This window comes from Micromonospora sp. 067-2, from assembly GCF_046549295.1.
GTDB lineage: Bacteria > Actinomycetota > Actinomycetes > Mycobacteriales > Micromonosporaceae > Micromonospora.
The window spans coordinates 542,889-569,137 of record NZ_JAJPWB010000004.1 but is presented as its reverse complement, the minus strand read 5'-3'; the positions used below and the strand labels follow the sequence as shown (position 1 = coordinate 569,137).

Annotated in this window: 32 protein-coding genes and 1 riboswitch; of the genes, 18 read left to right on the top strand and 14 right to left on the bottom strand. The window is 72.4% G+C overall.

Features of this window, described 5'->3' with window-relative positions:
- Positions 1-35: 35 nt before the first annotated feature.
- The 7 genes from ACLJN9_RS12430 (at position 36) to era (ending at position 6,137) form a co-directional block, all read left to right on the top strand.
- Positions 36-395: a histidine triad nucleotide-binding protein gene (locus ACLJN9_RS12430; protein WP_410811371.1), complete on the top strand. Its 360-nt coding sequence runs from the start codon at positions 36-38 to the stop codon at positions 393-395.
- Positions 392-1,795 carry a serine hydrolase domain-containing protein gene (locus ACLJN9_RS12425; RefSeq protein ID WP_410811370.1) on the top strand — a complete coding sequence of 468 codons (1,404 nt, stop codon included), beginning with the start codon at positions 392-394 and terminating at the stop codon, positions 1,793-1,795. Before ACLJN9_RS12430 ends, ACLJN9_RS12425 begins: the two co-directional genes overlap by 4 nt.
- Positions 1,796-1,926: 131 nt before the next feature.
- Positions 1,927-2,985 carry a PhoH family protein gene (locus tag ACLJN9_RS12420; protein ID WP_410811369.1) on the top strand — a complete coding sequence of 353 codons (1,059 nt, stop codon included), beginning with the start codon at positions 1,927-1,929 and terminating at the stop codon, positions 2,983-2,985.
- A gap of 15 nt (positions 2,986-3,000) precedes the next feature.
- A complete protein-coding gene (gene ybeY / locus ACLJN9_RS12415) occupies positions 3,001-3,474 on the top strand; it encodes an rRNA maturation RNase YbeY (RefSeq protein ID WP_410811368.1) in 474 nt (157 codons plus the stop codon).
- Positions 3,450-4,871 (top strand): hemolysin family protein, encoded by a 1,422-nt coding sequence (locus ACLJN9_RS12410; protein WP_410811457.1) that lies wholly within the window; start codon positions 3,450-3,452, stop codon positions 4,869-4,871. Before ybeY ends, ACLJN9_RS12410 begins: the two co-directional genes overlap by 25 nt.
- Positions 4,864-5,250 (top strand): cytidine deaminase, encoded by a 387-nt coding sequence (locus ACLJN9_RS12405; RefSeq protein WP_410811367.1) that lies wholly within the window; start codon positions 4,864-4,866, stop codon positions 5,248-5,250. Before ACLJN9_RS12410 ends, ACLJN9_RS12405 begins: the two co-directional genes overlap by 8 nt.
- Complete coding sequence (era, locus tag ACLJN9_RS12400) at positions 5,247-6,137, top strand: GTPase Era (RefSeq protein ID WP_410811366.1); 891 nt, start codon at positions 5,247-5,249, stop codon at positions 6,135-6,137. Before ACLJN9_RS12405 ends, era begins: the two co-directional genes overlap by 4 nt.
- Positions 6,138-6,188: 51 nt before the next feature.
- Here the strand turns inward: era and ACLJN9_RS12395 are convergent, their stop codons facing one another.
- Together ACLJN9_RS12395 and ACLJN9_RS12390 are read right to left on the bottom strand one after the other, a co-directional pair.
- The gene (locus tag ACLJN9_RS12395) at positions 6,189-6,638 is read right to left on the bottom strand and encodes a DUF4097 family beta strand repeat-containing protein (protein WP_410811365.1); all 450 of its coding nucleotides are present in this window, start codon (positions 6,636-6,638) and stop codon (positions 6,189-6,191) included.
- The gene (locus tag ACLJN9_RS12390) at positions 6,562-6,996 is read right to left on the bottom strand and encodes a hypothetical protein (protein WP_410811364.1); all 435 of its coding nucleotides are present in this window, start codon (positions 6,994-6,996) and stop codon (positions 6,562-6,564) included. The genes ACLJN9_RS12395 and ACLJN9_RS12390 overlap by 77 nt, the downstream gene beginning before the upstream one ends.
- A gap of 102 nt (positions 6,997-7,098) precedes the next feature.
- On the opposite strand from ACLJN9_RS12390, the gene recO reads away from it, so the two are divergent.
- The 5 genes from recO to ACLJN9_RS12365 all read left to right on the top strand — a co-directional run bounded on the left by recO (position 7,099) and on the right by ACLJN9_RS12365 (position 10,347).
- Complete coding sequence (gene recO / locus ACLJN9_RS12385; RefSeq protein WP_410811363.1) at positions 7,099-7,974, top strand: DNA repair protein RecO; 876 nt, start codon at positions 7,099-7,101, stop codon at positions 7,972-7,974.
- Positions 7,975-8,006: 32 nt separating this feature from the next.
- Positions 8,007-8,783: an isoprenyl transferase gene (locus ACLJN9_RS12380; protein WP_410811456.1), complete on the top strand. Its 777-nt coding sequence runs from the start codon at positions 8,007-8,009 to the stop codon at positions 8,781-8,783.
- 71 nt (positions 8,784-8,854) lie between these two features.
- On the top strand, positions 8,855-9,040 hold the full coding sequence (locus ACLJN9_RS12375) for a hypothetical protein (protein ID WP_410811362.1): 186 nt from the start codon (positions 8,855-8,857) through the stop codon (positions 9,038-9,040).
- Between the two features lie 321 nt (positions 9,041-9,361).
- On the top strand, positions 9,362-9,589 hold the full coding sequence (locus tag ACLJN9_RS12370) for a thioredoxin reductase (protein WP_410811361.1): 228 nt from the start codon (positions 9,362-9,364) through the stop codon (positions 9,587-9,589).
- On the top strand, positions 9,586-10,347 hold the full coding sequence (locus ACLJN9_RS12365) for a pirin family protein (RefSeq protein ID WP_410811360.1): 762 nt from the start codon (positions 9,586-9,588) through the stop codon (positions 10,345-10,347). The genes ACLJN9_RS12370 and ACLJN9_RS12365 overlap by 4 nt, the downstream gene beginning before the upstream one ends.
- A 168-nt stretch (positions 10,348-10,515) precedes the next feature.
- On the opposite strand, the gene gndA is transcribed toward ACLJN9_RS12365, so the two are convergent.
- A complete protein-coding gene (gene gndA / locus ACLJN9_RS12360; RefSeq protein WP_410811359.1) occupies positions 10,516-11,958 on the bottom strand; it encodes an NADP-dependent phosphogluconate dehydrogenase in 1,443 nt (480 codons plus the stop codon).
- Between the two features lie 120 nt (positions 11,959-12,078).
- Positions 12,079-12,375 (bottom strand): MTH1187 family thiamine-binding protein, encoded by a 297-nt coding sequence (locus ACLJN9_RS12355; RefSeq protein WP_410811358.1) that lies wholly within the window; start codon positions 12,373-12,375, stop codon positions 12,079-12,081.
- A 289-nt stretch (positions 12,376-12,664) separates the two neighbouring features.
- On the opposite strand from ACLJN9_RS12355, the gene ACLJN9_RS12350 reads away from it, so the two are divergent.
- Complete coding sequence (locus ACLJN9_RS12350) at positions 12,665-13,234, top strand: hypothetical protein (RefSeq protein WP_410811357.1); 570 nt, start codon at positions 12,665-12,667, stop codon at positions 13,232-13,234.
- A 167-nt stretch (positions 13,235-13,401) separates the two neighbouring features.
- Here ACLJN9_RS12350 and ACLJN9_RS12345 read toward each other — a convergent pair whose 3' ends face one another.
- The 3 genes from ACLJN9_RS12345 to ACLJN9_RS12335 all read right to left on the bottom strand — a co-directional run bounded on the left by ACLJN9_RS12345 (position 13,402) and on the right by ACLJN9_RS12335 (position 16,367).
- Entirely contained in the window at positions 13,402-14,202 is an 801-nt protein-coding gene (locus tag ACLJN9_RS12345) for an energy-coupling factor transporter transmembrane component T family protein (RefSeq protein WP_410811356.1), read from the bottom strand.
- Positions 14,199-15,632 (bottom strand): ABC transporter ATP-binding protein, encoded by a 1,434-nt coding sequence (locus tag ACLJN9_RS12340; RefSeq protein WP_410811355.1) that lies wholly within the window; start codon positions 15,630-15,632, stop codon positions 14,199-14,201. Before ACLJN9_RS12340 ends, ACLJN9_RS12345 begins: the two co-directional genes overlap by 4 nt.
- Positions 15,633-15,776: 144 nt before the next feature.
- Positions 15,777-16,367, bottom strand: a complete 591-nt coding sequence (locus ACLJN9_RS12335; RefSeq protein WP_410811354.1) for an ECF transporter S component — start codon at positions 16,365-16,367, stop codon at positions 15,777-15,779.
- A gap of 78 nt (positions 16,368-16,445) precedes the next feature.
- A riboswitch (TPP riboswitch) is annotated at positions 16,446-16,550 on the bottom strand.
- A gap of 106 nt (positions 16,551-16,656) precedes the next feature.
- Here ACLJN9_RS12335 and ACLJN9_RS12330 point away from each other — a divergent pair.
- The 5 genes from ACLJN9_RS12330 (at position 16,657) to ACLJN9_RS12310 (ending at position 21,847) form a co-directional block, all read left to right on the top strand.
- Positions 16,657-17,487, top strand: a complete 831-nt coding sequence (locus ACLJN9_RS12330) for an alpha/beta fold hydrolase (protein ID WP_410811353.1) — start codon at positions 16,657-16,659, stop codon at positions 17,485-17,487.
- Between the two features lie 26 nt (positions 17,488-17,513).
- The gene (locus ACLJN9_RS12325) at positions 17,514-18,320 is read left to right on the top strand and encodes an aminoglycoside N(3)-acetyltransferase (RefSeq protein ID WP_410811352.1); all 807 of its coding nucleotides are present in this window, start codon (positions 17,514-17,516) and stop codon (positions 18,318-18,320) included.
- Positions 18,317-19,066, top strand: a complete 750-nt coding sequence (locus ACLJN9_RS12320) for a sugar isomerase domain-containing protein (protein ID WP_410811351.1) — start codon at positions 18,317-18,319, stop codon at positions 19,064-19,066. The genes ACLJN9_RS12325 and ACLJN9_RS12320 overlap by 4 nt, the downstream gene beginning before the upstream one ends.
- A 151-nt stretch (positions 19,067-19,217) precedes the next feature.
- Positions 19,218-19,721, top strand: coding sequence for a DUF6328 family protein (locus ACLJN9_RS12315; protein ID WP_410811350.1), 504 nt, complete (start codon positions 19,218-19,220; stop codon positions 19,719-19,721).
- A 119-nt stretch (positions 19,722-19,840) separates the two neighbouring features.
- A complete protein-coding gene (locus ACLJN9_RS12310) occupies positions 19,841-21,847 on the top strand; it encodes an acyl-CoA dehydrogenase family protein (protein ID WP_410811349.1) in 2,007 nt (668 codons plus the stop codon).
- A gap of 205 nt (positions 21,848-22,052) precedes the next feature.
- Here the strand turns inward: ACLJN9_RS12310 and ACLJN9_RS12305 are convergent, their stop codons facing one another.
- From ACLJN9_RS12305 to ACLJN9_RS12275, 7 genes are all read right to left on the bottom strand, one after another.
- On the bottom strand, positions 22,053-22,220 hold the full coding sequence (locus ACLJN9_RS12305) for a hypothetical protein (RefSeq protein ID WP_410811348.1): 168 nt from the start codon (positions 22,218-22,220) through the stop codon (positions 22,053-22,055).
- A gap of 9 nt (positions 22,221-22,229) precedes the next feature.
- The gene (locus tag ACLJN9_RS12300) at positions 22,230-22,838 is read right to left on the bottom strand and encodes a hypothetical protein (protein WP_410811347.1); all 609 of its coding nucleotides are present in this window, start codon (positions 22,836-22,838) and stop codon (positions 22,230-22,232) included.
- 79 nt (positions 22,839-22,917) lie between these two features.
- A complete protein-coding gene (locus ACLJN9_RS12295; protein WP_410811346.1) occupies positions 22,918-23,316 on the bottom strand; it encodes a Fur family transcriptional regulator in 399 nt (132 codons plus the stop codon).
- Positions 23,313-23,612, bottom strand: coding sequence for an ArsR/SmtB family transcription factor (locus ACLJN9_RS12290; RefSeq protein WP_410811345.1), 300 nt, complete (start codon positions 23,610-23,612; stop codon positions 23,313-23,315). Before ACLJN9_RS12290 ends, ACLJN9_RS12295 begins: the two co-directional genes overlap by 4 nt.
- A gap of 43 nt (positions 23,613-23,655) precedes the next feature.
- On the bottom strand, positions 23,656-24,522 hold the full coding sequence (locus ACLJN9_RS12285) for a metal ABC transporter permease (RefSeq protein WP_410811344.1): 867 nt from the start codon (positions 24,520-24,522) through the stop codon (positions 23,656-23,658).
- A 2-nt stretch (positions 24,523-24,524) separates the two neighbouring features.
- Entirely contained in the window at positions 24,525-25,286 is a 762-nt protein-coding gene (locus ACLJN9_RS12280; protein ID WP_410811343.1) for a metal ABC transporter ATP-binding protein, read from the bottom strand.
- Positions 25,283-26,230, bottom strand: coding sequence for a metal ABC transporter substrate-binding protein (locus ACLJN9_RS12275; RefSeq protein WP_410811342.1), 948 nt, complete (start codon positions 26,228-26,230; stop codon positions 25,283-25,285). Before ACLJN9_RS12275 ends, ACLJN9_RS12280 begins: the two co-directional genes overlap by 4 nt.
- Positions 26,231-26,249: the final 19 nt, after the last annotated feature.

The window sequence follows — 26,249 nt, the reverse complement described above, 5'->3', positions numbered from 1 at the left end:
GGCGCCCCCGGCCCGTCAGTCCCTACACTGCCCGGATGGGATCCGACTGCCTGTTCTGCCGCATCGTCGCCGGGGAGATCCCGGCCACCGTGCTCCGGGAGACCGCCACGACGCTCGCCTTCCGGGACATCGAGCCGAAGGCCCCGGTACACGTGCTGATCATCCCCAAGGAGCACTACGTCGACGTCGCCACCCTCGCCGAGGGTGACCCGGCGCTGGCCGGTGAGGTGCTGGCCACGGCCGCCGCGGTGGCCGACGACGAGGGGTTGCTCGGCGACGGTTTCCGGCTGATGTTCAACACCGGCGCGTACGGCGGGCAGGAGGTGTTCCACGCGCACGCGCACCTGCTCGGTGGCGCGCCGCTCGGCCCGATGCTCGCCCGGGACCTCGCGTGAGTCCTGCGCCGACGCCCGACGCACGGGTGGACGAGCGGCTGGGCCGGCTGGTCCGTCGGGTGCAGGCCGACGCGCGGGTGCCGGCAGTGTCGGCGGCCCTGCACCGGGCCGACCGGCCGCTGTGGCAGCACACCGTGGGCGGCACCGGCACCGGCACCGACGACGCGCTGGGCGCGTACACCCGGTTCCGGATCGGTTCGGTGACCAAGACGTTCACCGCGGTGCTCACCCTGCAGTGCCGCGACGACGGGCTGCTGGACCTGGACGACCCGGTGGGCCGGCACCTGGACCTGCCGGCGCACGGCGAGCTGACCGTCCGTCGGCTGCTGTCACACACCTCCGGCCTGCAACGCGAGCCGTTCGGCGAGGTCTGGGACACGCTGCGCGCACCGGACGCCGACCAGCTGGTGGCCGAGCTGGACCGGGCCGAACGGGTGCTCCCGCCGGGTCGCCGCTTCCACTACTCCAACCTGGGCATGGCCGTGCTCGGGCAACTGGTCGGCCGGCTGCGCGGCGGTAGCTGGGCGCAGGTGCTCGCCGAGCGGGTGCTGACGCCGTTGGGGCTGACCGACACCACCGTGACTCCCGGGCCGGCGGCGGCCACCGGGTTCCTGGTCGACGCGTACTCCGACGAGGCCCGTCCCGAGCCGCCGACCGACTTCGGCGCGGTCGGCCCGGCCGCCCAGCTCTGGAGCACCGCGACCGACATGGCCCGCTGGGCGGCGTTCCTCGCCGACCCGGCGGCGCTGGACCCGGCCGGCGCGGTACTCGCCCCCGACACCCTGAACGAGATGCGCTGGCCGGTCACCACCACCGACGAGACGCTCTGGGGTGCCGGCTTCGGGCTCGGGCTGATCCTGGTCCCGCAGGGCGAACGGGTGGTGCACGTGGGGCACGACGGGGCGATGCCGGGATTCCTGGCGGCGGTCTACGGCCGGCGAGGTGGCGAGGGCACGGCGGGAGCGATGGGCGCCGCGGTGCTCGGCTCCTCCGGCACGGCGGCGGAGCTGTTCGACCTGCCGCACCGGTTGCTCACCGAGGCGGTCGCGCACGACCCGGCCGAGATCGAGCCGTGGCGGCCCGGCCCACCCGCTCCGGCGCCCCTGCGGGGCGTGCTCGGCCGCTGGTGGGGCGAGGGTTTCGAGTACGTCTTCTCCTGGCACGACGGCACCCTGCGGGCGCGTGGAGCCGGCGACCCCGCGGGCCGCCCGCCGGCGGTCTTCACCCCACTGCCGGACCGTCCGGACGTCCTGCGCACCGTCTCCGGGAGGGAGGCCGGCGAGCTGCTGAGGTTGACCCGGGACGAGGCCGGCGCGGTGGTCCGGATGCACTGGGCGACGTACCGGTTCACCCGGCACCAGGAGACCTTCGACCGGTACGACTTCCGGGCCGGGAGTTGATCGCGGCCAGCGGAAATGGGCGCGATGCGGGCCGTGTTGAACGGATACGATGGGTGTAACGTCCGCACGTCGTGCCAGCAGGGCCGGCGCCGAGATCGAGAGCAGGTGCGCAGGGCCCTTCGGCCCAACCTATGACCGGCACCCCACCTCCCGGCCCGCCCCGGGTGCAGACCAGGATCACCGTTCCCGACTCGAAGATCATGGTCAATCTGCTCGGCGCGGGTGACGAGATCCTCCGACTCGTCGAACGCTCGGTCACCAGTGACGTGCACGTCCGTGGCAACGAGATCACCATCACCGGCGCCCCAGCGGACAACGCCCTCACCGAGCGGGTCTTCAGTGAGCTGCTAGAACTCATCGAGAAGGGCGAGACCCTGACCACTGACGCGGTGAAACGCACCGTCGGCATGCTTGAGCAGGGCACCGCCGAGCGGCCCGCCGAGGTGCTGACGCTCAACATCCTCTCCCGGCGTGGGCGCACCATCCGTCCCAAGACGCTCGGGCAGAAGCGGTACGTCGACGCGATCGACTCGAACACCATCGTCTTCGGCATCGGTCCGGCCGGCACCGGCAAGACCTACCTGGCGATGGCGAAGGCCGTCCAGGCGTTGCAGGCCAAGCAGGTCAACCGGATCATCCTGACCCGGCCGGCGGTCGAGGCGGGTGAGCGGCTGGGGTTCCTGCCCGGCACGCTGAACGACAAGATCGACCCGTACCTGCGGCCGCTCTACGACGCGCTGCACGAGATGCTCGACCCGGAGACGATCCCGAAGCTGATGGCCCAGGGGACGATCGAGGTCGCTCCGCTGGCGTACATGAGGGGCAGGACCCTCTCTGACGCGTTCATCATTCTGGACGAGGCACAGAACACGACGCCCGAGCAGATGAAGATGTTCCTCACCCGGCTCGGCTTCAACTCCAAGATCGTCGTCACCGGTGACGTCACCCAGGTGGACCTTCCCGGCGGGACGACCAGCGGTCTGCGGGTCGTACGGGAGATCCTGGAGAACGTCGAGGACGTGCACTTCGCCCAGTTGTCCAGCTCGGACGTGGTCCGCCACCAGCTGGTCGGTCAGATCGTCGACGCGTACGCCCGCTGGGACGCCGAGCGGGAGAACCAGCAGGCGCAGGGCGTTCACGCCGTGCCCGGGCGACCCGCCCAGGGCGGCCGTGCCGGCCGACGCCGCTAAAGCAGAGGAAAGCAGTTGTCCATCGAGATCGCCAACGAGTCCGGTGTCGACGTCGACACCGACGCTGTGCTCGCCGTCGCCCGGCACGCCCTCGACGAGATGGGGGTCAACCCCCTCGCCGAGCTGTCCGTGTTGCTGGTCGACATCGACTACATGACCGAGCTGAACCACCGCTGGATGGGTGGCGAGGGCCCGACCGACGTGCTCGCCTTCCCCATGGACGAGGGCAGCGTCGACCACGGCCCGGGCGAGAGCGCCCCGGCTGGCGGCGAGCCCGCCCTGCTCGGTGACATCGTGCTCTGCCCCGAGGTGGCGGCCAAGCAGGCGGCGACCGCCGGGCACGCCTCGGCCGACGAGCTGCACCTGCTCACCGTGCACGGGGTGCTGCACCTGCTCGGCTACGACCACGCCGAGCCGGAGGAGGAGCGGGAGATGTTCGAGCTCCAGGCCCGACTGCTGGCGAGCTGGCGGTCGACCCGCAACCAGTGATGTCCACCTCACTGCTGGCGGCCGGCCCCACGGCCGGCCTGCCTGACCTGCAACTGATCGTCTTCGCGGCCGGCCTGGTCGTGCTGGCCGGTGTGATCGCGATGACCGAGGCGGCGCTCGCCGCGGTCTCCCCGGCCCGAGCCGCCGAGTTGGCCCGGGACGGCGTACGCGGCGCCCGTACCCTCCAGGCCGTTGCCGGCGACGTGGTCCGGCACCTCAACCTACTCCTGCTGTTGCGGCTGCTCGCCGAGCTGACCGCCACCACGCTGGTGGCGTTGGTCGCGGTGGACTCCTTCGGCGCCGGCTGGCGGGCGGCGCTGGTCACCGCCGGCGCGATGACCGTGGTCAGCTTCGTGGTGGTCGGTGTCGCCCCGCGCACCATCGGCCGGCAGCACGCGTACGCCGTGGGGCGGGCGGTGGCGCCCCTGGTCCGCTGGTTGGGTCGGGCGCTCAACCCGCTCGCGTCGCTGCTCATCCTGATCGGCAACGCGGTCACACCCGGCCGCGGCTTCCGGGAGGGGCCGTTCGCCACCCAGGTGGAACTGCGTGAACTGGTCGACCTGGCCGAGCAGCGCGGCGTGGTGGAGCACGGCGAACGACAGATGATCCATTCGGTCTTCGCGCTCGGCGACACCATCGCCCGCGAGGTGATGGTGCCGCGTACCGAGATGGTGTGGATCGAAGAGGGCAAGACCCTCTCGCAGGCGCTGGTGCTCTTCCTGCGGTCCGGCTTCTCCCGCATCCCGGTGATCGGCGAGAGCGTCGACGACGTGCTGGGCGTGCTCTACCTCAAGGACCTGATCCGGCGCTCCCGGGGCGGTGACCCGGCCGCCGAGCAGCTGCCGGTGGCCGAGCTGATGCGCCCGGCCACCTTCGTGCCGGAGTCCAAGCCGGTCGACGACCTGCTGTCGGAGATGCAGGCGGCCCGCAACCACCTGGTCATCGTCGTCGACGAGTACGGCGGCACGGGCGGCCTGGTGACCATCGAGGACATCCTGGAGGAGATCGTCGGCGAAATCACCGACGAGTACGATGTCGAACGCCCGCCGGTCGAACGCCTGACCGACTCCTCGGTGCGGGTCACCGCCCGCCTGCCGGTGGAGAACCTGGGCGAGCTGTTCCACACCGACCTGCCCGCCGACGAGGTGGAGACGGTCGGTGGTCTGCTCGCCCAGTCGCTCGGGCGGGTGCCGATCCCCGGAGCGGAGGTCGAGGTGGCCGGCCTCCGGCTGGTCGCCGAGGGCACCACCGGGCGGCGCAACCGGATCGACACGGTGCTGGTCAGCCGCGTGGCACCGGGCGACGAGCAGGACAACGCGGGGCATGGCGAGCACGCCGGCCCCGGAGACGACCAAGGTCACAACCGGAACGAGGAGAGGCAACCCGCCGATGCCTGACACACCCACCGCGCCCGCCGCCCGGCCCGCCCCCACCGCGCCGGCTCCGCTGAGCACCGAGGACGGCAAGCTCGTCGTCCTGGCCCGGGGTGCCCGCGGACGGGTCGGCGCCGTGGAGGGTGCCGCGGTCCGGGACTCCGACGGCCGGACGTACGCGGCGGCCAGCGTCGCGCTGCCCTCGCTGACCCTCACCGCGTTGCAGTTGGCGGTGGCCTCCGCCGTGGCGGCCGGAGCGAGCCGGCTGGAGGCGGCAGCGGTGGTGACCGAGGCGTCGACGCTGGACGGCGCCGGGCACGCCGCCGTACGCGATCTCGCCGTCGACGCGCCGATCCACCTGGCGGCGCCGGACGGCACGGTGCTCGGCACGGTGACGGCATGAGTGACCGTCAGCCCTACCGGGCAGGCTTCGGCTGTTTCGTGGGCCGGCCGAACGCCGGAAAGTCCACGCTGACCAACGCCATCGTCGGCACCAAGATCGCGATCACCTCGAACAAGCCGCAGACCACCCGCCACATCATCCGGGCCGTGCTGCACCGGCCGGAGTCACAGCTGGTCCTGGTCGACACGCCGGGCCTGCACCGCCCTCGTACGCTGCTCGGCGAGCGCCTCAACGACCTGGTCCGGTCCACCTGGACGGAGGTCGACGTGATCGGCCTGTGCATCCCGGCGGACGAGCCGGTCGGGCGCGGTGACCGGTTCATCACCGGCGAGTTGGCCGAGTTGAAGGCGACCGTGCTGGCGGTGGTCACCAAGACCGACCTGGTGGACAAGCGTCGGCTGGCGGAGCAGTTGCTCGCGGTCAGCAAGATGGGGGAGTTCGCCGAGATCGTGCCGGTGAGCGCGGTCTCCGGACATCAGGTGGACACGCTGGTCGACGTGATGACCAGCTACCTGCCGCCGTCTCCGCAGCTCTACCCGGACGACATGCTGACCGACGATCCCGAGCAGGTGCTGGTCGCGGAGCTGATCCGGGAGGCGGCCCTGGAAGGAGTCCGCGACGAGCTGCCGCACTCCATCGCCGTGGTGGTGGAGGAGATGATCCCCGAGGGTCAGGTCATGAAGATCTACGCCGACCTGTATGTGGAACGGCCCAGCCAGAAGGCGATCGTGCTCGGTCACAAGGCGAGCCGGCTCAAGGAGGTCGGCACCAACGCCCGCAAGCAGATCGAGGAACTGCTCGGCACCCGGGTCTATCTCGATCTGCACGTGCGGGTGGCGAAGGAGTGGCAGCGCGACCCGAAGCAGCTGCGCAAGCTGGGCTTCTGACCGACCCGCGTCGCGTGCCCGGCGCAGCCGGTGACCGGGGGAGTTGGCCAGTCAGCGCTGGCTGATCGTCACGTCGCCGCTGCCCGCCGAACCGTCGAGCACCAGCGCCGCGGCCGGGTTGTTGGCGACGGTGACCCGCGCGTCCCCGGAACCGGCGGTGGACAGGACCCGGTAGCTGCCCGCCGCCGGCACCACCAGGGTGACGTTTCCGCTCGAGGCGTGTGCGCGGGCCGAGGCTGGCGAGTCCAACTCGACGGTGACGTTGCCGGAGTCCGCCTCGGCGTCCACAGCGCCGTTCAGCCGACGCGCGGTGATGTCACCGGACGAGGCGCGTAGCCGTACCGCCGCCTTGGCCTCGCTCACGACGATGTCGCCGGAACCGGTCTCCACCCCGACCGCGCCGGTGGCGCCGGCGATCCGCACGTCACCCGAGCCCAGTCGCAGGTCGACCGTGCCGACCCGGCCCAGCTCCACGTCGCCGGAGCCGGTCTCGCCCTGCACGGCGACGCCCTCCGGCGGTCACCTCGTAGGAGATGGTGCACCGGTCGCCGCAGTCGGCGTCCAGGACCAGCTCGCTGCCCTTGATCTCGTACCGACTGTTGGGTTCGCCACCCTGGTAGCGCACCACCCGCTTGATCCGCACCTCGGTCGCCGAGCCGGTGCCCTGCACCACCAGGTCGCCCGCGCCGGGCAGCACCCGGATCGTGGTGATCTTCGCCGCCTCGGTGTTGTCGTAGTCGAGGCGACGGAACGACAGGTTGTCGCACCCGGTGACCAGGATGAGCGCGGTGGCCGCGCCCAGCGCGAGGGGAGCGACGGCGCGGGAACGGGGGTTGCCGGTGATCCGGTGCAGTGCCATGGCCGAAACGCTACGACCGGGCACGCGACGGGCGCATCGGGGTTCGTCCGCGCGTCCACCCCGAACCAACCCTGATTTCACACCCCGAGGGAGAATGGTCCGATGGCCGGGTACCGCCGACAGCTCTACCGCGACGACGCGGTGGTGCTGCGCGTGCAGAAGCTGGGCGAGTCCGACCGGATCATCACCCTGCTCACCCGCCGGCACGGCCGGCTGCGCGCGGTGGCCCGGGGCATCCGTCGCACCACCAGCAAGTTCGGCGCCCGGCTGGAGCCGTTCGGCCACGTCGACCTCCAGCTCGCCGGCGACCCGAAGGGCAACCACGGCAGCTCACTGCACACCGTCAGTCAGGTCGAGGGCATCGACCTGTACGGCAAGCGGTTCCTCGGGGACTACCCCCGCTACACGGCGGCGAGTGCGATCGCCGAGACCGCCGAGCGGCTGACCCCGGTGGAGCGGGAGCCGTCACTGCGGCTGTTCCAGCTCACCGTCGGCGCGATGAAGGCGCTGTCCCGGGGCGAGCACGCCACCACGCTGGTGCTCGACGCGTACCTGCTGCGCGGGATGGCCCTCGCCGGCTGGGCGCCGGCGCTGATCGCGTGCGCGGTCTGCGGCACGCCAGGGCGGCACCGGGCGTTCTCCGTGCCGGCCGGTGGCGCGGTCTGCCCGGACTGTCGGCCGCCGGGCGCGGCCCACCCCGCGCCGGCCACCATCGACCTGATGTCCGCGCTGGCCACCGGCGACTGGGTGGTCGCCGACGCCACCGAGACCGGTGTACGCCGGGAGTGCAGTGGGCTGGTCGCGGCTCACCTGCAGTGGCATCTGGAACGCGCGCTACGCTCGCTGCCGCTGGTCGACCGGGGTCCCTCGGTGGCCGGCACGGTCCCGCCACCGGGGGGTGCCGGGGCCGCGATGCCCCATCCACGCGGCGACGTCGGAGCCGGGGCGGACGGTGCGAGCAGAGAGAGAGCCGAGTGATCCGATCGAAGAGGGCCGGCCGGCGCGAGCCGATGCCGCCGACACCACACCCGTCGGGCGCCCGCCCGCCGGCGCTGCCCACGGAGGCGGTGCCGAAGCACGTTGCGGTGGTGATGGACGGCAACGGCCGGTGGGCCAAGGACCGCGGGTTGCCGCGCACCAAGGGCCACGAGGCGGGAGAGCACAGCCTCTTCGACACCATCGAGGGCGCGATCGAGATGGGCATCCCGTACCTGTCGGCGTACGCGTTCTCCACCGAGAACTGGCGGCGCTCGCCCGACGAGGTCCGGTTCCTGATGGGGTTCAACCGGGACGTCATCCGTCGGCGCCGCAACCAGTTGGTCGACCTCGGCGTCCGGGTGGTCTGGTCGGGCCGGCCCGGGCGGTTGTGGAAGAGCGTCATCTCCGAGCTGCAGACCGCTGAGGAGATGTCCGCCGACAACTCCACGCTGACCCTGCAGTTCTGCGTGAACTACGGCGGACAGGCCGAGATCGGCGACGCCGCCGCCGCGATCGCCCGGGACGTGGCGGCCGGCCGGCTGGATCCGGCGAAGGTCACCGAGAAGACCGTGGCGAAATACCTCTACCACCCGGAGATCCCGGAGGTGGACCTGTTCCTGCGCCCCTCCGGGGAGGAGCGGATCTCCAACTTCCTGCTCTGGCAGGCCGCGTACGCCGAGCTGGTCTTCCTGGACACCCTCTGGCCGGACTTCGACCGCCGGCACCTCTGGTACGCCTGCGAGCTGTACGCCCAGCGGGACCGACGCTTCGGCGGCGCGTTGCCCAACCCGGTCGCCCCGGTGCTCTGATCCGACGCGCTTATCCTCGCGTTACTCTGGGTATCAGAGACGTCAGAAGCCACTGACGGAGGTGAACTCACATGATCCAGAAACGCATCGCACAGTGGGCGGTGATGGCGATCGCGGTGCCACTGGCCGCGGCCGGTGCCCGCCGCCTCAGCCACACCCTGGAGGCCCGTCGTGGTCCCTCCGGGGTGAGCCGGCTGCTGACCAGGGGCGCCGACCTGATGCGCCCGCAGAAGGCCAAGCGCCGCCGGTTCTTCTGACCCCTCGACCCCTCAGGCGCCGCCCGCACCCGTGCGGGCGGCGCTCTGCTGTGCCCGGGCTGCCCGGTCGACCGTGGAGACCAGCCGTCGCAACAGTGATCCACTCCGGATCGGCGATGTCGGCGTGTCCGCCTTCCCAGGATGCCCCGACATCACCGAGGTGTCGATCAAGCGTTGCTCGTGGGCGTGGGCGTGGGCGTGGGCGTGGGCGTGGGCGTGGGCGTGGGCGTGGGCGCTGGGGTGTGCCGTTGTTCCGGGGTGGTGGGCGGTCGCGGGCGTATAGGGTCCGAAGGTGGCGGGTCGACGGCGGTGGGGGTGGGCGTGCGGGATCTCCGGTACAAGATGATCATGGCGTTGAACGCGGCCGACCTGGGCGACCCGATGTGCGAGCAGGTGGCCGACATCTGCGCCGAGATCGCCGAGCAGCACTGCGCCGAGTTCGGCCACACGCCGCAGCTGCGCAGCGGTGAGATCGCCGAGCTGGCCACCGGGGACCCGGCCCTGACCTGGGCGCCATCGTCCGCCGACACCAGGCAGCGTGCCTGGTGACCGCGCCCGCCCCGGCGGTCGACCTGCGCCGGGCCGACGACCGCTTCGCCACCCGGATCTCCTGGCTGGACTCCAAGCACTCCTTCTCGTTCTCCCGGCACTACGACCCGGCGAACACCCACCACGGTCTGCTGTTGGTCAACAACGACGACGTGGTCCGCCCGGGTGCCGGCTTCGAGACCCACCCGCACGAGGACATGGAGATCGTCACCTGGGTGCTGCGCGGCTCCCTCGTGCACCAGGACTCCACCGGGCACTCCGGGGTGATCTACCCTGGGCTGGCCCAGCGGATGAGCGCCGGCACCGGCATCCTGCACTCCGAGAAGAACGACGCCTGGCGGCTCAACAACCTCGAACCGCACAGCGACCCGGTGCACTTCGTGCAGATGTGGGTGCTCCCCGACGAGCAGGGCGTCGACCCGGGCTACGAGCAGCTGGAGATCGAGGACGAGCTACTGCGCGGCGGCCTGGTGCCGATCGCCTCCGGAATGGAGCGCTACGACGGCGCGTCCGCGATCCGCATCCGCAACCGGTACGCCACCCTGCACGCCGCCCGGCTCGGCTCCGGCGACGAGATCACCCTCCCGGATGCGCCCTTCGTGCACTTGTACGTGCCCAACGGCACCGTGACCCTCGAGGACAGCGGCCCGCTCGGCACCGGCGACGCGGCCCGACTCACCATGACCGGCGGCCGACGGGTCACCGCGGACGAGCCGGCCGAGATCCTCGTCTGGGAGATGCACGCCACCATCGCCTGACGTCGCCCTCTGACGGAGCGCCCGCCCTCCCCATGATCCCGCTCGAACATGGATGTAGTGGCCTCACGAAACAGCGAGACCACTACATCCTGGATCGAGCACGATCATGGCGGGCGGCGGGCGGCGGGCGGCGGGCGGCGGGCGGCGGGCGGGCGCCGCGTCGCGCACCTAGGCCGGGGACTCGGTGCGGTCAGCCGCCCACGTGGTGTGGAACGAACCCTCGCGGTCGACGCGCTGGTAGGTGTGCGCCCCGAAGTTGTCCCGCAGTCCCTGGATCAGTGCGGCGGGCAGCCGCTCGGCGCGCAACGCGTCGAAGTACGCCAGCGACGACGAGAACGCCGGCGTCGGCACCCCAGCCCGAACGGCGTCGGCCACCACCCGCCGCCAGCTCGGCACGCCCGCGCCGACGGCCTCGGCGAAGTACGGCGCCACCAGCAGCGTCGGCAGATCGGGCTGCTCGTCGTACGCCTCGCGGATCCGGTTCAGGAAGCGGGCCCGGATGATGCAGCCGCCCCGCCAGATGGTCGCCGTGCCACCGAGGTCGATGTCCCAGTCGTACTCCTGGCTGCCGGCGCGGATGTGGTCGAAGCCCTGCGCGTAGGCGACGATCTTGGAGGCGAGCAGCGCGCGGCGGACGTCCTCGATGAACGCGTCCCGGTCGGCCACCTGCCACTTCTCGCCGGCGTCGGGAAACGCCCGGTGGGCGGCCGCACGCTGGTCGACGTGCCCGGACAGCGAACGGGCGAAGGTGGCCTCGGCGATCCCGGTGATCGGGATGCCCAGGTCCAGTGCGCTCTGCACGGTCCACCGCCCGGTGCCCTTCTGCTCGGCCCGGTCCTGCACCACGTCCACGAAGGGGCGGCCGGTCGTCGCGTCGGTGTGCGCGAGGACGTCGGCGGTGATCTCGATGAGGAAGGACTCCAACTCACCGCCGTTCCAGCCCCGGAAGATCTCCGCGATCTCCGCCGGCTCCGCGTCCAGGCCAGCCCGAAGCAGGTCGTACGCCTCGGCGATCAGCTGCATGTCGGCGTACTCGATGCCGTTGTGCACCATCTTGACGAAGTGCCCGGCGCCGTCCGGACCGATGTGCGTGCAGCACGAGACCCCGTCGACGTGGGCAGCGATCTTCTCGAACATCGGCCCGAGCTTGGCGTACGACTCGACGGAGCCGCCCGGCATGATGCTCGGCCCGAGCAGCGCGCCCTCCTCACCACCGGAGACGCCGGTGCCGCTGAAGTGCAACCCGTGCGAGCGCAACGCCTCCTCCCGGCGGCGGGTGTCGGCGAAGTGGGCGTTGCCGCAGTCGACGATGATGTCGCCCTCCTCCAGCAGCGGCACCAGCTCGTCGATCACCGCGTCGGTGGGCGCACCCGCCTTCACCATGACGATCACCGCGCGCGGCCGTTCCAGAGACGCCACGAAGTCGGCCATCGACTCGCCCGGCACGAACGCGCCCTCGTCGCCGTGCTCGGCGACCAGGCTGCGGGTGCGCTCGGGCGAACGGTTGTGCACCGCCACCGTGAAGCCGTTGCGGGCCAGGTTGCGGGCCAGATTGCGGCCCATCACCGCCAGCCCGGTCACCCCGATCTGCGCCCTCGCCTGCTCAGCCATCCGTGCCGCCACCTCTCACCGTCGCACTGCCGTCGACCGTCGTACTGCCGTGCTGCGACCGTATCTCGGTGCGGAGCGGTGTGGGCGCGTCGTGGACAGCCGGTAACCGGCCGGTGGCGTTCAGCCCTGCGCCAGGCGTTCCTCCACATGCGCCACCTTCGCGGTGAGCGCGTCGGTCACTCCCTGCCGGACGTCGGCCTTGAGCACCACGCTCACCCGGGGCGCCTGCGCGGCCACCACGTCGACCGCCCGCTTGACGACCGCCATCACCTCGTCCCACTCGCCCTCGATGGTGGTGAACATCGCGTCGGTGCGGTTGGGCAGGCCGGAGTCGCGCACCACCCGCACCGCCTCGGCAACCAGGTCACCGACGGACTCACCGACACCGAGCGGGGTTACCGAGAACGCGATCAGCATGGCGTCGATGGTGCCAGCAAATCGGCTGCGCCGGCGTAGGCCGACCCGATAGCGTGCGGGCATGCGTAACTGACGCCCCTCTCCGAGCCGACCCGCCGCCCCGCGTCGCGGTCCGTGCGCTCCCGGGCGTCCGCATCACCGACCCGCCGTTTCGGCGGCGCTGGCCGTGCCCGACCCGGTGAGCAGTCCCTTCCCCATTCGACCGTCGCGCCGCGGTGGTCAACAGCCGATCCGACCGACCGCCGGAGCGCGGGACCGGCCGTGACGGTCGGCACCGAAGGAGGCCCGGATGCCCGCCAGGCGCACACCGAAGAAGTCCTGTACCCCCGCACCGCCGCCGCCCGGCACGCAGCCGGCGGCCGGCCGCGACGCTCCGCCGCCAACCCGCCCCGCACCTGCCCTCGCGGTCGAGCCGGCGCTGTCGGATGAACCGGCGCTGTCGGATGAACCGGCGCTGTCGGGTGAGCCGGCGCTGTCGGGTGAGCCGGCGCTGCCGGCGGTGCTGCATCGACCGGCGCTGCCGGCGGTGCTGACCCAACCGGCTCTGCCGGCGGTGCTGACCCAACCGGCTCTGCCGGCGGTGCTGCGTCAACCGGCTCTGCCGGCGGTGCTGACCCAGCCGGCGTTGCCGGTGGCGACGAACCAGGGGGCGTTGCCGGTGGCGGCGTCGGGTGAGTTGGTGCCGCTGGTCGACGTGCCGGCAGCGGTCGACGCGCCGACGGTGGCGGACCTGCCGAAGGCGGCCGGGCCACCGAAGGCACCGAAGGCCGGGCCCCCACCGGGCAGCGGAGGCCGCTCAGCCGGTGGCCGTGGTCAACAAGCTGGCCAAGGCCGCCGCTACGCCTTCCGCCGCAGCTGACCAACCCGCCTCACCCGCGCCGCGCGCCGTGCTGCCCGCCGCGCCGCCCCGGCGTCGTGGGGCGATGATCAGCAACAACACGGATATGGCTGCCTCACCGCTCAGCGAGGCAGCAATATCCCTGTTGTTGTGCGGATCATGGCGCAGGGGCGGCGTGAGGGGGTGACTCAGCTGATCAGCGGGCGGAAGGTGCCGAGGAGGACGCTTGTCGCCAGGGCGCCGGCGGCCAGCAGCGCGGCGCCGGCGATCAGCAGGGTGTCGGCGCGGGTGAATCGTTGGCGGCGGGCCACGGTCCGCGGCGTGCCCGCGTCGAAGCCCCGCGCGTCCATTGCCACCGCCAGTCGGGTGCCCCGGCGGATCGCGCCGACCAGCAGCGCGAACGCCGTGGAGGTGAACAGCCGCAGCTTCGCCACCGGGTTGCGCCCGGCGTCGACCCCGCGCGCACGGCGGGCCATGCTGATCATCTGCCACTCCTGGCCGAGCAGCGGGACCAGCCGGAACGCCGCCAACGCGCCAATCGCGAACCGGGCCGGTGCCTTCGCGTTCTGGACCAGCGCGTCGGCCAGGTCGGTGGGGTCGGTGGTGGCGAAGACGATCACGCCGGGCAGGGCCACCGCGAGCACCCGGAGCACCAGGCCGAGCGCGGTGAGCAGCACCCCGGTGGTCACCAGCACCGGTCCCGCGTCCAGGAGCACCCGGCCGGACCGGTCGGCCGCGAAGAGCACCAGAGTGACCAGGATTCCGGCGGCGCTGGCCAGCAGTGGCCAGGCCCGCCGGGCCAGCACCCGGTAGCGAATGCCGAACAGCGGCAGCACGGCGAGCTCCACCGCGATGGCGATGGCCGGCGCCACCGGGTCCAGGGTGGCCAGCAGCGTGAACGAGAACAGCAGCGCGGCGGCGAGCTTCGCCACCGGGTTGCGGCGGGCCAACGGCGCACCGGGCGCGGCGACCGGCTCGATGCTGATCACCGTTGACCATCCCGGTCGGTAGGCGACAGCGTGACGGTGCGGTCGGCGAGCGCCGCCACGAAATCCGCGTCGTGGGTGACCGTGACGACGCCGTGTCCGGCGTCGCGCAGGTCGGCGAAGAGGTCGACCAGCTCCCGCCAGGTGCGCCGGTCCTGGCCGAAGGTGGGTTCGTCGCAGATCAACAGACGGGGCGCGGTGGCCAGGGCCGTCGCCACGCTCAGCCGCCGCGCCTCGCCACCCGAGAGGGTGTACGGGTTGGCGGCGGCGAGCGGGGCCAGCCGTAGCCGGTCCAGCAACCCGGTCACGGTCTGCGTGACGGCGGTCTCGGGTTGGCCGGTCCGGCGCGGGCCGAGCGCCAACTCGTCGAAGACGGTGCTGGTGACGAACTGGTGCTCCGGGTCCTGGAAGACCGAACCGATGCGGCGGGCGAGCGCGGGTGCCCGCCACCGGTGCGGGGGAGTGTGATGATCTGACCCGGCCAGCTCGGCGGACGCGGTGACCCGCCCGGCCAGCGGCCGCAGCAGGCCGCCGAGCAGCAGTGCCAGGGTCGACTTGCCAGCGCCGTTGGGCCCGCGTACCGCGAGTGCCTCTCCGGCGCGTACCCCCAGGTCGGTGGGGCCCAGCCGGGGCGGCAGGCCGAGCCGGTCGGCGGTGAGCAACAGGTCGCCGGCTGCGGCGGTCGCGGGCCGGGGGGCGATGGAGTGACCCGGCACCCAGACGCCCTCGGCGGCGAGGGCGGCACCGTGCCTGGCGAAGACCGCCTGCGGCGGGCCGTCCGCGCGGACCCCGCCGCCGGGCTCCAGGACGACGACGCGGTCGACCAGCGGCAGTGCCTCGGCTACCCGGTGTTCGACGAGGATGAGCGTGGTGTCGGTGTCCAGCGCGCCGGCCACCGCTCGGCGGACCAGATCGGCGCCGGCCGGGTCCAGGTTGGCGGTCGGCTCGTCGAGCAGCAGCAGGCCGGGGCGCAGCGCCAGCGCGCCGGCCAGCGCGAGACGTTGCTGCTCCCCGCCGGAGAGCGCGGCGGTGCTCCGGTCCCGGGAGTACGGAAAACCGACCCGACGTAGCGCCTCGTCCACCCGGGGCCAGATCTCGCCGGCCGGTACCCCCCGGTTCTCCAGCCCGAACGCGACGTCGTCACCGCAGCGGGCCATCACCAGCTGGGTCTCCGGGTCCTGGAAGACGATGCCGACCCGTTCCCGCCCCTTGCGCGGGTCGAGCCCGTCGATCTCGACGGTGCCCTCCTGCTCGCCGGAGTCCTCGGGCAGCAGCCCGGCCACGGCACTGAGCAGGGTGCTCTTGCCGGCGCCGGAGGGCCCGAGCAGCAGCAACCGCTCGCCGGCCTCGACCCGCAGGTCGACCCCGCGCACCGCCCAGCGTTTCCGCCCGGCGTGCCGCCACCCGAACCCCCGCAGCGATACCCCGCTCACCCCACACCCCCAGCCGTCCGTCCCCTGCCCTGCCCCGTTCCCTGCCCCGGCCCCGCCGATCGATCATGAGGTTGGCGGGGGTTCCAGAGATCCATTCCACCGCCAACCTCATGATCAACGAGGGTGGGCGCGGCGCGGCGCGGGTCAGATGGGGGCGCGGTCGCGGGCTACCGGGAAGCGGTCCAGGACGCCGGTGTTGGCCAGGGCGCGGGTGAGCAGCCAGCCGCCGACGCCGGCGATGACCGTGGCGCTGACGACGGTCAGCAGCGCGTACGGGATCCGGTAGTCGCCGAGCGCGTAGTCGGCGTTCCAGACGAAGAAGTCGAACAGGGCGGCGCTCACGCCGGTCAGCGCACCGGCCAGCACCGCGGTCGGCAGCCGGAACGAGCGGTACCGGAAGGCGGCGAAGGCCAGCTCGGCGCCGATACCCTGCACGATGCCCTGCGGGATCACCGTGCCGGCCCACTGGCTACCCAGCAGCGCGGAGAGGACCGCGGCCACCGTCTCGCAGTAGAGCGCTGCGCCGGGCTTGCGGATGACGAGGCCGCCGAGCACGGCCGGCATCAGCCAGACGCCGTAGAGCAGGGTCTGCGCCGGCGGGAAGAAGGCGAACGCCCCCTCGGTGGCGCTCCAGACCAGGCCCCAGGCCCAGAAGATGACGCCGAAGGCGACGGCGATCACCGAGGCGACCACGATGTCGACGGTACGCCAGCGATTGGTGTCGCTGTGATTCATGTCGATGCTCCCAGTTCAGGAAAGAGAACCAGGAGAAGACGCACGCCGCGCGTCCGGTGGCACCGGACCCACGGCGCGGCTGGAGGTCGACCGAACTCCCTGCGCTGGCATTACCCAGATCAGGTTCGAGGGTCTGCGGGCGTGCCCGCACTCTCAGCGCTGTGCGCTCCCCTGTCGGATATGAAGTTGTCTCGCTGACGCTAGCACCGACGAGGGGTGCCGGCCCAGCAGGGCGACCGTCACCTCCGCGTACGGCCCGACCTCCGCGCGGCTGGGTAGGCTCACGATCATGCGGATCGACGCGCGAGGTCTCACGTTCGAGGTGCACACCGGTGGTCCGTCGGGCGGCGCGCCCGTCCTGCTGCTGCACGGCTTCCCCCAACACTCCGGCGAGTGGGACGAGGTCGCCCCGGTGCTGCACGCCGCCGGGCTGCGCACGTACGCGCTGGACCAGCGGGGCTACTCGCCGGGCGCCCGAACGGCGGCGGTCGCCGACTACCGGATACCCGAGCTGGTCGCCGACGTGGTGGCCGTACTCGACGCACTGGGTTTGGACGCCGTCCACCTGGTCGGCCACGACTGGGGCGCCATCGTGGCCTGGGCGGTGGCCGCCCGGCACCCCGAGCGGGTCCGTACGCTGACGGCGGTGTCCGTGCCCCATCCGGCGGCCATGGCGCACGCTCTGGCCACCGACGGCCAGCAGAAGGCCCGCTCGTCGTACATCGCGCTGTTCCGCAAACCGGACAAGGCGGAAAAGGTGCTGCTGGCGTTGAACGCGACCGCGCTGCGCAAACTGCTCGGCGGGGTGGGCGACGCGTCGCGGGTGAACCGTTACGCCGACCCGATGCGCGAGCCGGGAGCCCTCACCGCCGCACTGAACTGGTACCGGGCGATGTCCCGCGCCGACCTGGCCGGCGTCGGCCCGGTCGCCGTACCCACCACGTACGTGTGGAGCGACCGCGACATCGCCATCGGCCGAACCGCCGCCGAGGCGTGCGCCGCGAACGTCACCGGGGATTACCGCCTCATCGAGCTGCGCGGGGTGAGTCACTGGATCCCGGACGCCGCGCCAGGCCCGCTGGCCGAGGCGATCCTGGCCCGGGTCGCCGGCTCGGCCTGAGCCGCGTCGGGCAGGGAGGGGCCACCGTGACGACGGACGCCAGCGCGCCGGGCACCCGGCGGGCGCTCGCCGCACAGCTGCGACTGCTGGGCGTACGCCCCGGCGGGACGCTGCTGGTGCACGCGGCGTTGCGTCCGCTGGGCTTCGTGTGCGGCGGGCCGCAGGCGGTGGCGCTCGCGCTGCGGGACGCTGTCGGGCCGGACGGCACGATCGTGGTGCCCACCCACACGCCGGACAACAGCGACCCCGCCCAGTGGCGCAACCCGCCGGTGCCGGTGGACTGGTGGCCGCTGATCCGTGCCGAGATGCCGGGCTTCGACCCGGCGGTCACACCGAGTCGGTACATGGGTGTGCTCGCCGAGACGGTCCGCTGCTGGCCCGGAGCGCTGCGCAGCTCGCATCCGCAGGTGTCGTTCGCCGCGCTCGGGCCGGCAGCCGAGCAGGTGGTGGCCGGCCACGCCCGGGTCGACATGCTCGGTGAGGGCTCGCCACTGGCCCGGCTCTACGAGCTGGACGCCGACGTGCTGCTGCTCGGTGTGGGCCACGGCGTGAACACGTCCCTGCACCTGGCCGAGTACCGCCGGTCGGCTCCGCCCCGGGAGCAGGTGGGCGCTGCGGTGCGCACCGCCGACGGCGGCCGCGAGTGGGTGTGGTGGCAGGAGGTACGGCTCGACGAGACCGACTTCGGCGTGTTGGGCCTGGACCTGGAGGCCACCGGGGCGGTCCGTGTCGGACCGGTCGGCGCAGGGACGGGCAGGTTGATGCGCCAGCGGGCCGCGGTCGACTTCGCCGTGCAGTGGCTGGCCCGCAGCCGGACGACGGAGGACACATGACGGTGAGCGCCGAGGACTACCTGGCCGTGGTGACCGCGACGATCGGCCGGGTGGCGGCCAGCCAGCGGGCGGCGGTGGGGCGGGCCGCCGACCTGGTCGCCGACGCCGTCCTTGCCGACGGCGTGGTGCACGCGTTCGGTACCGGGCACTCGGAGGCCCTCGCCATGGAGATCGCCGGCCGGGCCGGTGGCCTGGTGCCGACCAACCGGATCGCCCTGCGCGACCTGGTGCTGCTCGGTGGGGAGCCGGCCGACCGGCTCGGTCCTCTGCTGGAGCGGGACCCGGCGGTGGCGCACCGGCTCTACGAACTGGCCCCGGTCCGGCCCGCCGACGTGTTCGTGCTCGCCTCGAACTCCGGGGTCAACGGCGCGATGGTGGAGTTCGCCACGCTGGTCAAGGAACGCGGCCACGGGCTGGTGGCGATCACCTCCGCACAGCACTCCGGCGCGATGACCTCCCGGCACCCGTCCGGGCGCAAGCTCGCCGACCTCGCCGACGTGGTGCTCGACAACGGCGCTCCATACGGCGACGCGACGCTGCCGTTGCCCGGTGGAGGCGCCGTCGGTGCGGTCTCCTCGATCACCGCGGCGCTGCTGGCCCAGCAGGTCACCGTGGAGGTGGTGGCCCGGCTGCTGGCGGCGGGGGAGCGGCCGCCGGTCTACCTGTCGGCGAACATCCCGGACGGCGACGCGCACAACACGGCGCTGGAGGCCCGGTACGCGGGCCGCCTCCGGCGCGGCTCCTGACACCAACCCCGCCATTTACGGGTGAACGGCGGGCGACCTGGCGGTGTCCGGGAGGTGTCGTGAACCTGTTTCACGCTCGGCCGGGTGGGGCATTGGCGTTGCTGCCGGCGGTCAGGATCCGCCGGCAGTACCGTCTGACCGGAGGTAGCACGTGTCGAAGGAGACCGAGAAGCAGCGTTGGCAGCGCAACTTCGCCGACCTGTTGCAGGAGTTGCGGGTCGCCCAGACCGGCGTGCAGATCCTCTTCGCCTTCCTGCTCACCCTGCCGTTCAGCAACGGCTTCACCCGGACCACCGAGTTTCAGCGGGATGTCTACATCGTCGCGCTGCTCGCCGCGGCCGCCGCCACCGCATTGATCATCTCGCCGGTGGCGTTCCACCGGGCGCTGTTTCGGCAGGGGCGCAAGCCGGAGCTGGTGCGGTTCGCCCACCGGATGGCCACCGGTGGCCTCGCCTTCATGCTGATCGCCATGGTCAGCGCGGTGCTGCTGATCACCGACTTCGTGCTGGACCGGCCGATCGCCTTCGTGCTCAGCGCGCTGACCGGCCTCTGGTTCCTCACGTTCTGGATGATCCTGCCGTTCGCCAGGCGCAACTGGGGTGAGGACGACATCGACGACGAGGACGACGACCCGGACGTGACCACTGGCCGCTGATCGGGGCGGGTGGGCAGAAGCCGATCTTCACGCAGCGCTACCCCTGGGTAACAACCGGGGGTAGCGTGGCGTTGAGGGCGTATGCCGACGCAGCCGCACCGAGGTTCGAGGGGGCAGTCGTGACCACGACGCAGGACGGCCGACCAGCACCGGACGGCCCCGATTCCGGGACCACCCCTCACACGGCCGGTGCCGCGGCGCCATTGCCGGCGGAGGCCGGGCAGGTCACCGAGAAGGAGGCCCGGCAGGTCGCCGAGGCCGCCCGCGAGTCCACCTGGGACCGGCCCAGCTTCGGCAAGGAGTTGTTCCTCGGCCGGTTCCGGCTCGACCTGATCGACCCGTGGCCCCAACCCGATCCGGACGACGTGGCCCGCGCCGACGAGTTCCTCGGGCGGTTCCGTGCCTTCCTCACCTCCGAGGTGGACGGCGCGGCCATCGAACGCGACGCGTCCATTCCGGACTCGGTGTTCCAGGGGCTGGCCGACCTCGGCGCGTTCGGCATGAAGATCGACCGGAAGTACGGCGGGCTCGGGCTGAGCAACCTGCACTACTGCCGCGCACTGATGCTGGCCGGCTCGGTCAGCCCGGCCATCGGCGCGCTGCTCTCGGCACACCAGTCGATCGGGGTGCCGCAGCCGCTGAAGATGTTCGGCACCGCCGAGCAGAAGCAGCGCTTCCTGCCCCGGCTCGCCGCCGGTGAGGTCTCCGCGTTCCTGCTCACCGAGCCGGATGTCGGCTCCGACCCGGCCCGGCTGGGGACCATCGCCGAGCCGACCGAGGACGGCACCGGTTACCGGCTCAACGGCGTGAAGCTCTGGGCAACCAACGGCATCGTGGCCACCCTGCTGGTGGTGATGGCCCGGGTGCCGGCCGCCGAGGGACGGCGCGGCGGCATCACGGCGTTCGTGGTGGAGGGCGACAGCGCGGGCATCACCGTCGAGCGGCGCAACGAGTTCATCGGCCTGCGCGGCCTGGAGAACAGCCTCACCCGGTTCCACGACGTGTTCGTGCCCGCCGAGAACGTCATCGGCGGTGAGGGCAAGGGGCTCAAGATCGCTCTGACCACGCTAAACACCGGCCGGCTCTCGCTGCCGGCGATGTGCGTGGGCGCCGGTAAGTGGGCGCTGAACGTGGCCCGCGGTTGGGCCGCCGACCGGGTGCAGTGGGGCCGGCCGGTCGGTGAGCACGAGGCGGTCGCCCAGAAGCTGTCCTTCATCGCCGCCACCACGTACGGCATGGAGACCATGCTCGACCTGTGCTGCCTGGTCGCCGACGACGACCGCAACGACATCCGGATCGAGGCGGCGCTGGTCAAGCTGTACGCCAGCGAGATGGCCTGGAAGATCGCCGACGAGCTGATCCAGATCCGGGGTGGGCGCGGCTACGAGACGGCCGACTCGTTGGCCGCCCGCGGCGAACGCCCCGCCGCCGTCGAGCAGATGCTGCGCGACCTGCGGATCAACCGGATCTTCGAGGGCTCCACCGAGATCATGCATCTGCTGATCGCCCGGGAGGCGGTCGACGCCCACCTGTCGGTCGCCGGCGACATCATCGACCCGGAGGCGGGGCTCGGCCGCAAGGCCCGCGCCGGCGCCCGCGCCGGTGCGTTCTACGCGAAGTGGCTACCCACCCTGGCCGTCGGTCGAGGTCAGAGCCCTTCGGCGTACGCCGAGTACGGGCCGCTGGCAGTACACCTGCGGCAGGTGGAGCGGTCGTCACGCAAGCTGGCCCGGTCGACGTTCTACGCGATGTCCCGCTGGCAGGGAAAGATGGAGCGCAAACAGGCGTTCCTCGGCCGTGTGGTGGACATCGGCGCCGAGTTGTTCGCGATGTCGGCGGTGTGCGTCCGGGCCACCGCCGAACGGGCCAGCCGTCCGGAGAACATCGAGCTGGCCGACCTGTTCTGCCGGCAGGCCCGGGTGCGGGTGGACGCGCTCTTCGGCGCACTCTGGGACAACACCGACTCGGTCGACACCGCCGCCGCGAAACGGATCCTCGCCGGCCGCTACGCCGGCCTGGAGGAGGGCGTCATCACCCCGTCCGACGAGCTGCCCTGGGTCGCCCCCTGGTCGCCCGGCCCGTCCACCGCCGAGGACGTCCGGCGCCGCATCCCGCCGAGGCGGTAGGCCGCGCCCCGAGCAGGCCGCACCCGGAAGATCGCGCTCGATCCTGGAAGTAGTGCCCTCCGTCAGTGCGCGATGCCGCTACAACCAGGATCGAGCGCGATCACGGGTGCGCGACGCCGCTACAACCAGGATCGAGCGCGATCACGGGTGCGCGATGCCGCCACAACCAGGATCGAGCGCGATCACGGGCGGGGCGCGGCGCAGGTCAGCGCGCGACCGCCCAGGCCAGGATGCCGGCCAGGATCAGGCCGTTGAGCACCGCCAGGCCCAGATAGGCCGCAGGCGGGATCTTCCTTCCCCGGCGGACGAAGGAGACCAGGACCGCGGCGTAGCCGAGTAGCAGGACCGCGATGACGATCAGGAAGTAGAACACCCGAAGACCTTAGCGGCCCCGGCCGCGCAGGCCGAGTTGGCGCAGCTCCAGTGCGGCCAGGGCGTCGACCGTGTCGTCGTCGCCGCGCCGCCACGCCTCGGCCACGTCGGGCGCGATCCGGGTGAGCCGGCCCAGCGGCTGGGTGGCCAGCGCGCGCAGGGCGAGCAGGTCCCGGCCGGCCGGCCCGGCGGCCAGCTTCGCGGCGGATCCGGCCCGACGCATCCAGCGCAGCCGCAGCGGTAGCCAGCCGAACAGCACCAGGCCGAGCGGGAAGATCAGCACCGCGATGGTGAGGGCGAGGGCGAGCTGGTCGACCAGGTGCTGCTGGTCTCGGCCGGCGTCGGCGAGCCCTCGGGCGGCGTCGGCGGCCCGCTGGAAGGGCGCGGTCAGGTCGTCGCCGACCAGAGGCACCCGGCGGACCTTGCCACCGGCGTCGGCCAGGTTGTCGGCGAGGCCACTGCCGGCACCCTCCAACTTCTGCCCGGGTACGGCGAGTTTCTGCACGAGGTCGTGCAGCCACAGCGCGCCGCGGATCGCGACGTACACCCAGGCGACGACGAGCAGGTCGGTGATCAACTGACGGGCGGCGGTCGGAAACCGATCGGCGTAGATCTTCACGCCGGACAGCGTGCCACGAACGGCCCGGATGTTGCTGCCTGCTGGCCGACCAGCGGCCCGGACGCGACCGGCGGCGTGGTCAGCGGGCGCAGGCCGGGCAGGTGCCGAAGATCTCCAACGTGTGGCTGACATCGGCGTAGCCGTGCTGCGCGGCGACCCGCTCGGCCCAACTCTCCACCGCCGGCCCCGCCACCTCGACGGTGCTCCCGCAGGCCCGGCAGACCAGGTGGTGGTGGTGCCCATCGCTGCACCGGCGGTAGAGGTGCTCGCCACCCGGTGGGCGCATCACGTCGATCTCACCGGTGTCGGCCAACCCCTGGAGGGTGCGGTAGACCGTCGTCAGGCCGACCCGCTCGCCGCGCTGGCGGAGCATCGCGTGCAGCTCCTGTGCGCTGTGGAAGCCTTCCATCTCGGCCAGCAGGGCGCTCACCGCCGACCGCTGCCGGGTGTTGCGCACCGCGGTGCCACTCTCGCTCATGATCCCTCCCCGGCGTGGCTGACCGCGTCCGCCACGATGTGCGCCACGTGCTCGTCGACCAGGCTGTACGCGATCTCCCGACCTCGGCGGGAGCCCCGCACCACGCCCGCACCGCGCAGCACGCGCAGGTGCTGGGAGACCAGCGGTTGGGCGGCGCCGAGCTTCTCCACCAGCTCGTGCACGCACCGCTCGCCGTCGGCCAGCTCGCTGACGATGGCCAGCCGGATGGGCGCCGACAGGGCGCGCAGCAACTCGCCGGCCCCGTCGAACCCCTCATAGCCCGTTGCGCTGGTCACCCTGCAACGATAACCAATACCGCCGACATTCGGCTGACGAGGTTCACCGCAGCACGACCTCGTGCGGTTCCGAGGCCACCGCGGCGGTCGGGGTCGCCCGGCGGCGCAACCCCCGCCAGATGCCGCCGCCCACGGCCACCACCAGGAAGGACGCGATCGCCACCAGCACCACCGAGGCGCCCGGTGCGGTGTCCGCCGTCGCCGCCACCCAGACTCCGGTGCCGGCGGCGAAGAACCCCAGCGCCATCGCGGCGGTCATCGTGCTCCGGAAGCCCCGGGTGACCTGCTGGGCGGTGGCCACCGGCACCACCATCAACGCACTGATCAGCAGCACCCCGACGGCCCGCATGGCGATGGTCACGGTGACTGCGGTGGCGACCGCGATCAGCAGGTTCAGCGTGCGTACCGGCAGGCCGGAGACACGGGCGTACTCCTCGTCGTGGCTGACCGCGAAGAGCGCCGGCCGCAACGCGATCATCGTGACCAGGATCGCCGCGCCGAGCACCCCGATGGTGGTCAGGTCGCCGGGCGAGATGGTGGTCAGCGACCCGAACAGGTAGGCGTTGAGGTTCGCGCTTGTCGCGTCGGAGAGGCCGACCAGCAGCACCCCGCCGGCGATTCCGCCGTAGAAGAGCAGGGCCAGGGCCAGGTCGCCGGAGGTACGCCCGCGGGCGCGGACCAGTTCGATGGCGATCGCGCCGAGGGTGGCGACGATCACCGCCACCAGCACCGGTGAGCGGTTGAGCAGCAGGCCGGCGCCGACGCCGGTCAACGCCACGTGCCCGACACCGTCGCCGATCAACGCCAGCCGACGCTGCACCAGATAGATGCCGAGCGCCGGCGCGGCCAGGCCGATCACCAGCGCGCCGATCAGGGCACGCTGCATGTAGGGGTACTGGAAGAGTTCCATGCTCAGCTGCTCCACAGCCCGGCGGGCTCGTCGGGACCGTGCGGGTGCACGTGGTCGTGGTCGGGCTCCGCGTGATGGCCGGCCGGGTCCGGCACCGCGCCGTCGTGACAGATACCACCCTGGTGTACGACGACAGCCCGGCTGATCACCGGACGCAGCGGGCCCAGCTCGTGTGCCACCAGCAGCACCGTGCCGCCGTCGGCGACGAAGTCGCCCAGCGCGCCGGCGAACGCCTCCTGGCTGGCCGCGTCCACCCCGGCGGTCGGCTCGTCGAGGACCAGCAGGTCGGGCCTGCCGGCCAGTGCCCGGGCGATCAGGGTGCGCTGCTGTTGGCCACCGGAGAGGGTGGCGACCGGGTCGGCGGCCCGGTCGGCGAGCCCGACCGAGCGCAGCGCGGCGTCGACGGCGGCCCGGTCTGCCGCACCCGGTGGGCGGAGCACCCCGCGTCGGGCCAGCCGGCCGGAGGCCACCACCTCGCGGACGGTGGCCGGCACGCCGCCGCCCGCGCCCAGGCGCTGCGGGACGTACCCGATGCGTTCCCACTGGCGGAACCGGCGCAACGGCCGGTCGAACAGGGCGACCGTCCCGGCGCTGAGCGGCACCAGCCCGAGCACGGCGCGGATCAGCGTCGACTTGCCGGAGCCGTTGGCGCCGAGCACCGCGACCACCTCCCCGGCGGTCACGCTGAGCGAGACGTCCCGGAGCACGGGCCGGCCGTCGTAGCCGACCGCACCGTGCGCGACGGTGATGACAGGTGCGTTCACGAACAGCTCAACGCCGTCCGCAGGGTCTGCAGGTTGGTACGCATCACCGAAAGGTAGTCCGTGCCGCTGCCGCCGGCGAGCCCTTCGATCGGGTCCAGCACCACGGTCCTGGCGTTCACGTGACCGGCGATGGTCTCGGCGACCTTCGGGCTGACCAGCGTCTCGAAGAAGATCGTGGTGGCGTCGTGCTCCTTCGCCTCCTCGATCACCTGCGCGAGCCGCTGCGGGGAGGGTTCGACGTCCGGGCTCAACCCGGTGATGCCGACCTGCTCGAGGTGGTACCGGTCGGCAAGGTAGCCGAACGCGGCGTGGCTGGTCACGATCTCCCGTCGCTGGCAGGTCCGCAGGCCCTGCGTGAACTCGTCGTCCAGGCTCGTCAGGTCGGCGCGCAGCGCCGCGGAGCGGGCGGTGTAGTCGGCAGCGTGGTCCGGGTCGGCCTTGCCGAGCCGTTGGGCGAGCTGGTCGCCGATGCCGGCCAGGCGCGTCGGGTCGAGCCAGACGTGCGGGTCCTTGGCGCCGTCGTGCTCCTCGCCGTGCCCCTCCTCGCCCTCGTGGTTGTGCCCGCCGGCGGTCGCGGCCAGCAGCGGCTGCACGTCGGTCACGTCGAACGCCCGGTCGCCACCGCCCTGCGCGACGGCGTCGTCCACCGCCGGCTGGAAACCCTTGAGGTAGACGATCAACTCGGAGTCGCTGACCTGACCGACCTGGTTCGGGCTGAGCTCCAGGTCGTGTGGCTCGGCGCCGGGCTTGGCGAGGTTGGTGACCCGGACCGCGTCGCCGCCGATCCGCTCGGCGAGGAACTGGAGCGGGTAGAACGCCGCCACCACGTCGACCCGCTGGGGGTCTGCGCCGGTGGCGCCTCCGGTGGAGCAGCCGGCTGCGGCGCTCAGGGCGAGCAGAGCGGTGGCGGCGGCCAGAACGCGGGACGTGGTGCGGTTGGTCATGCCCTCAACTGTCCGTGGG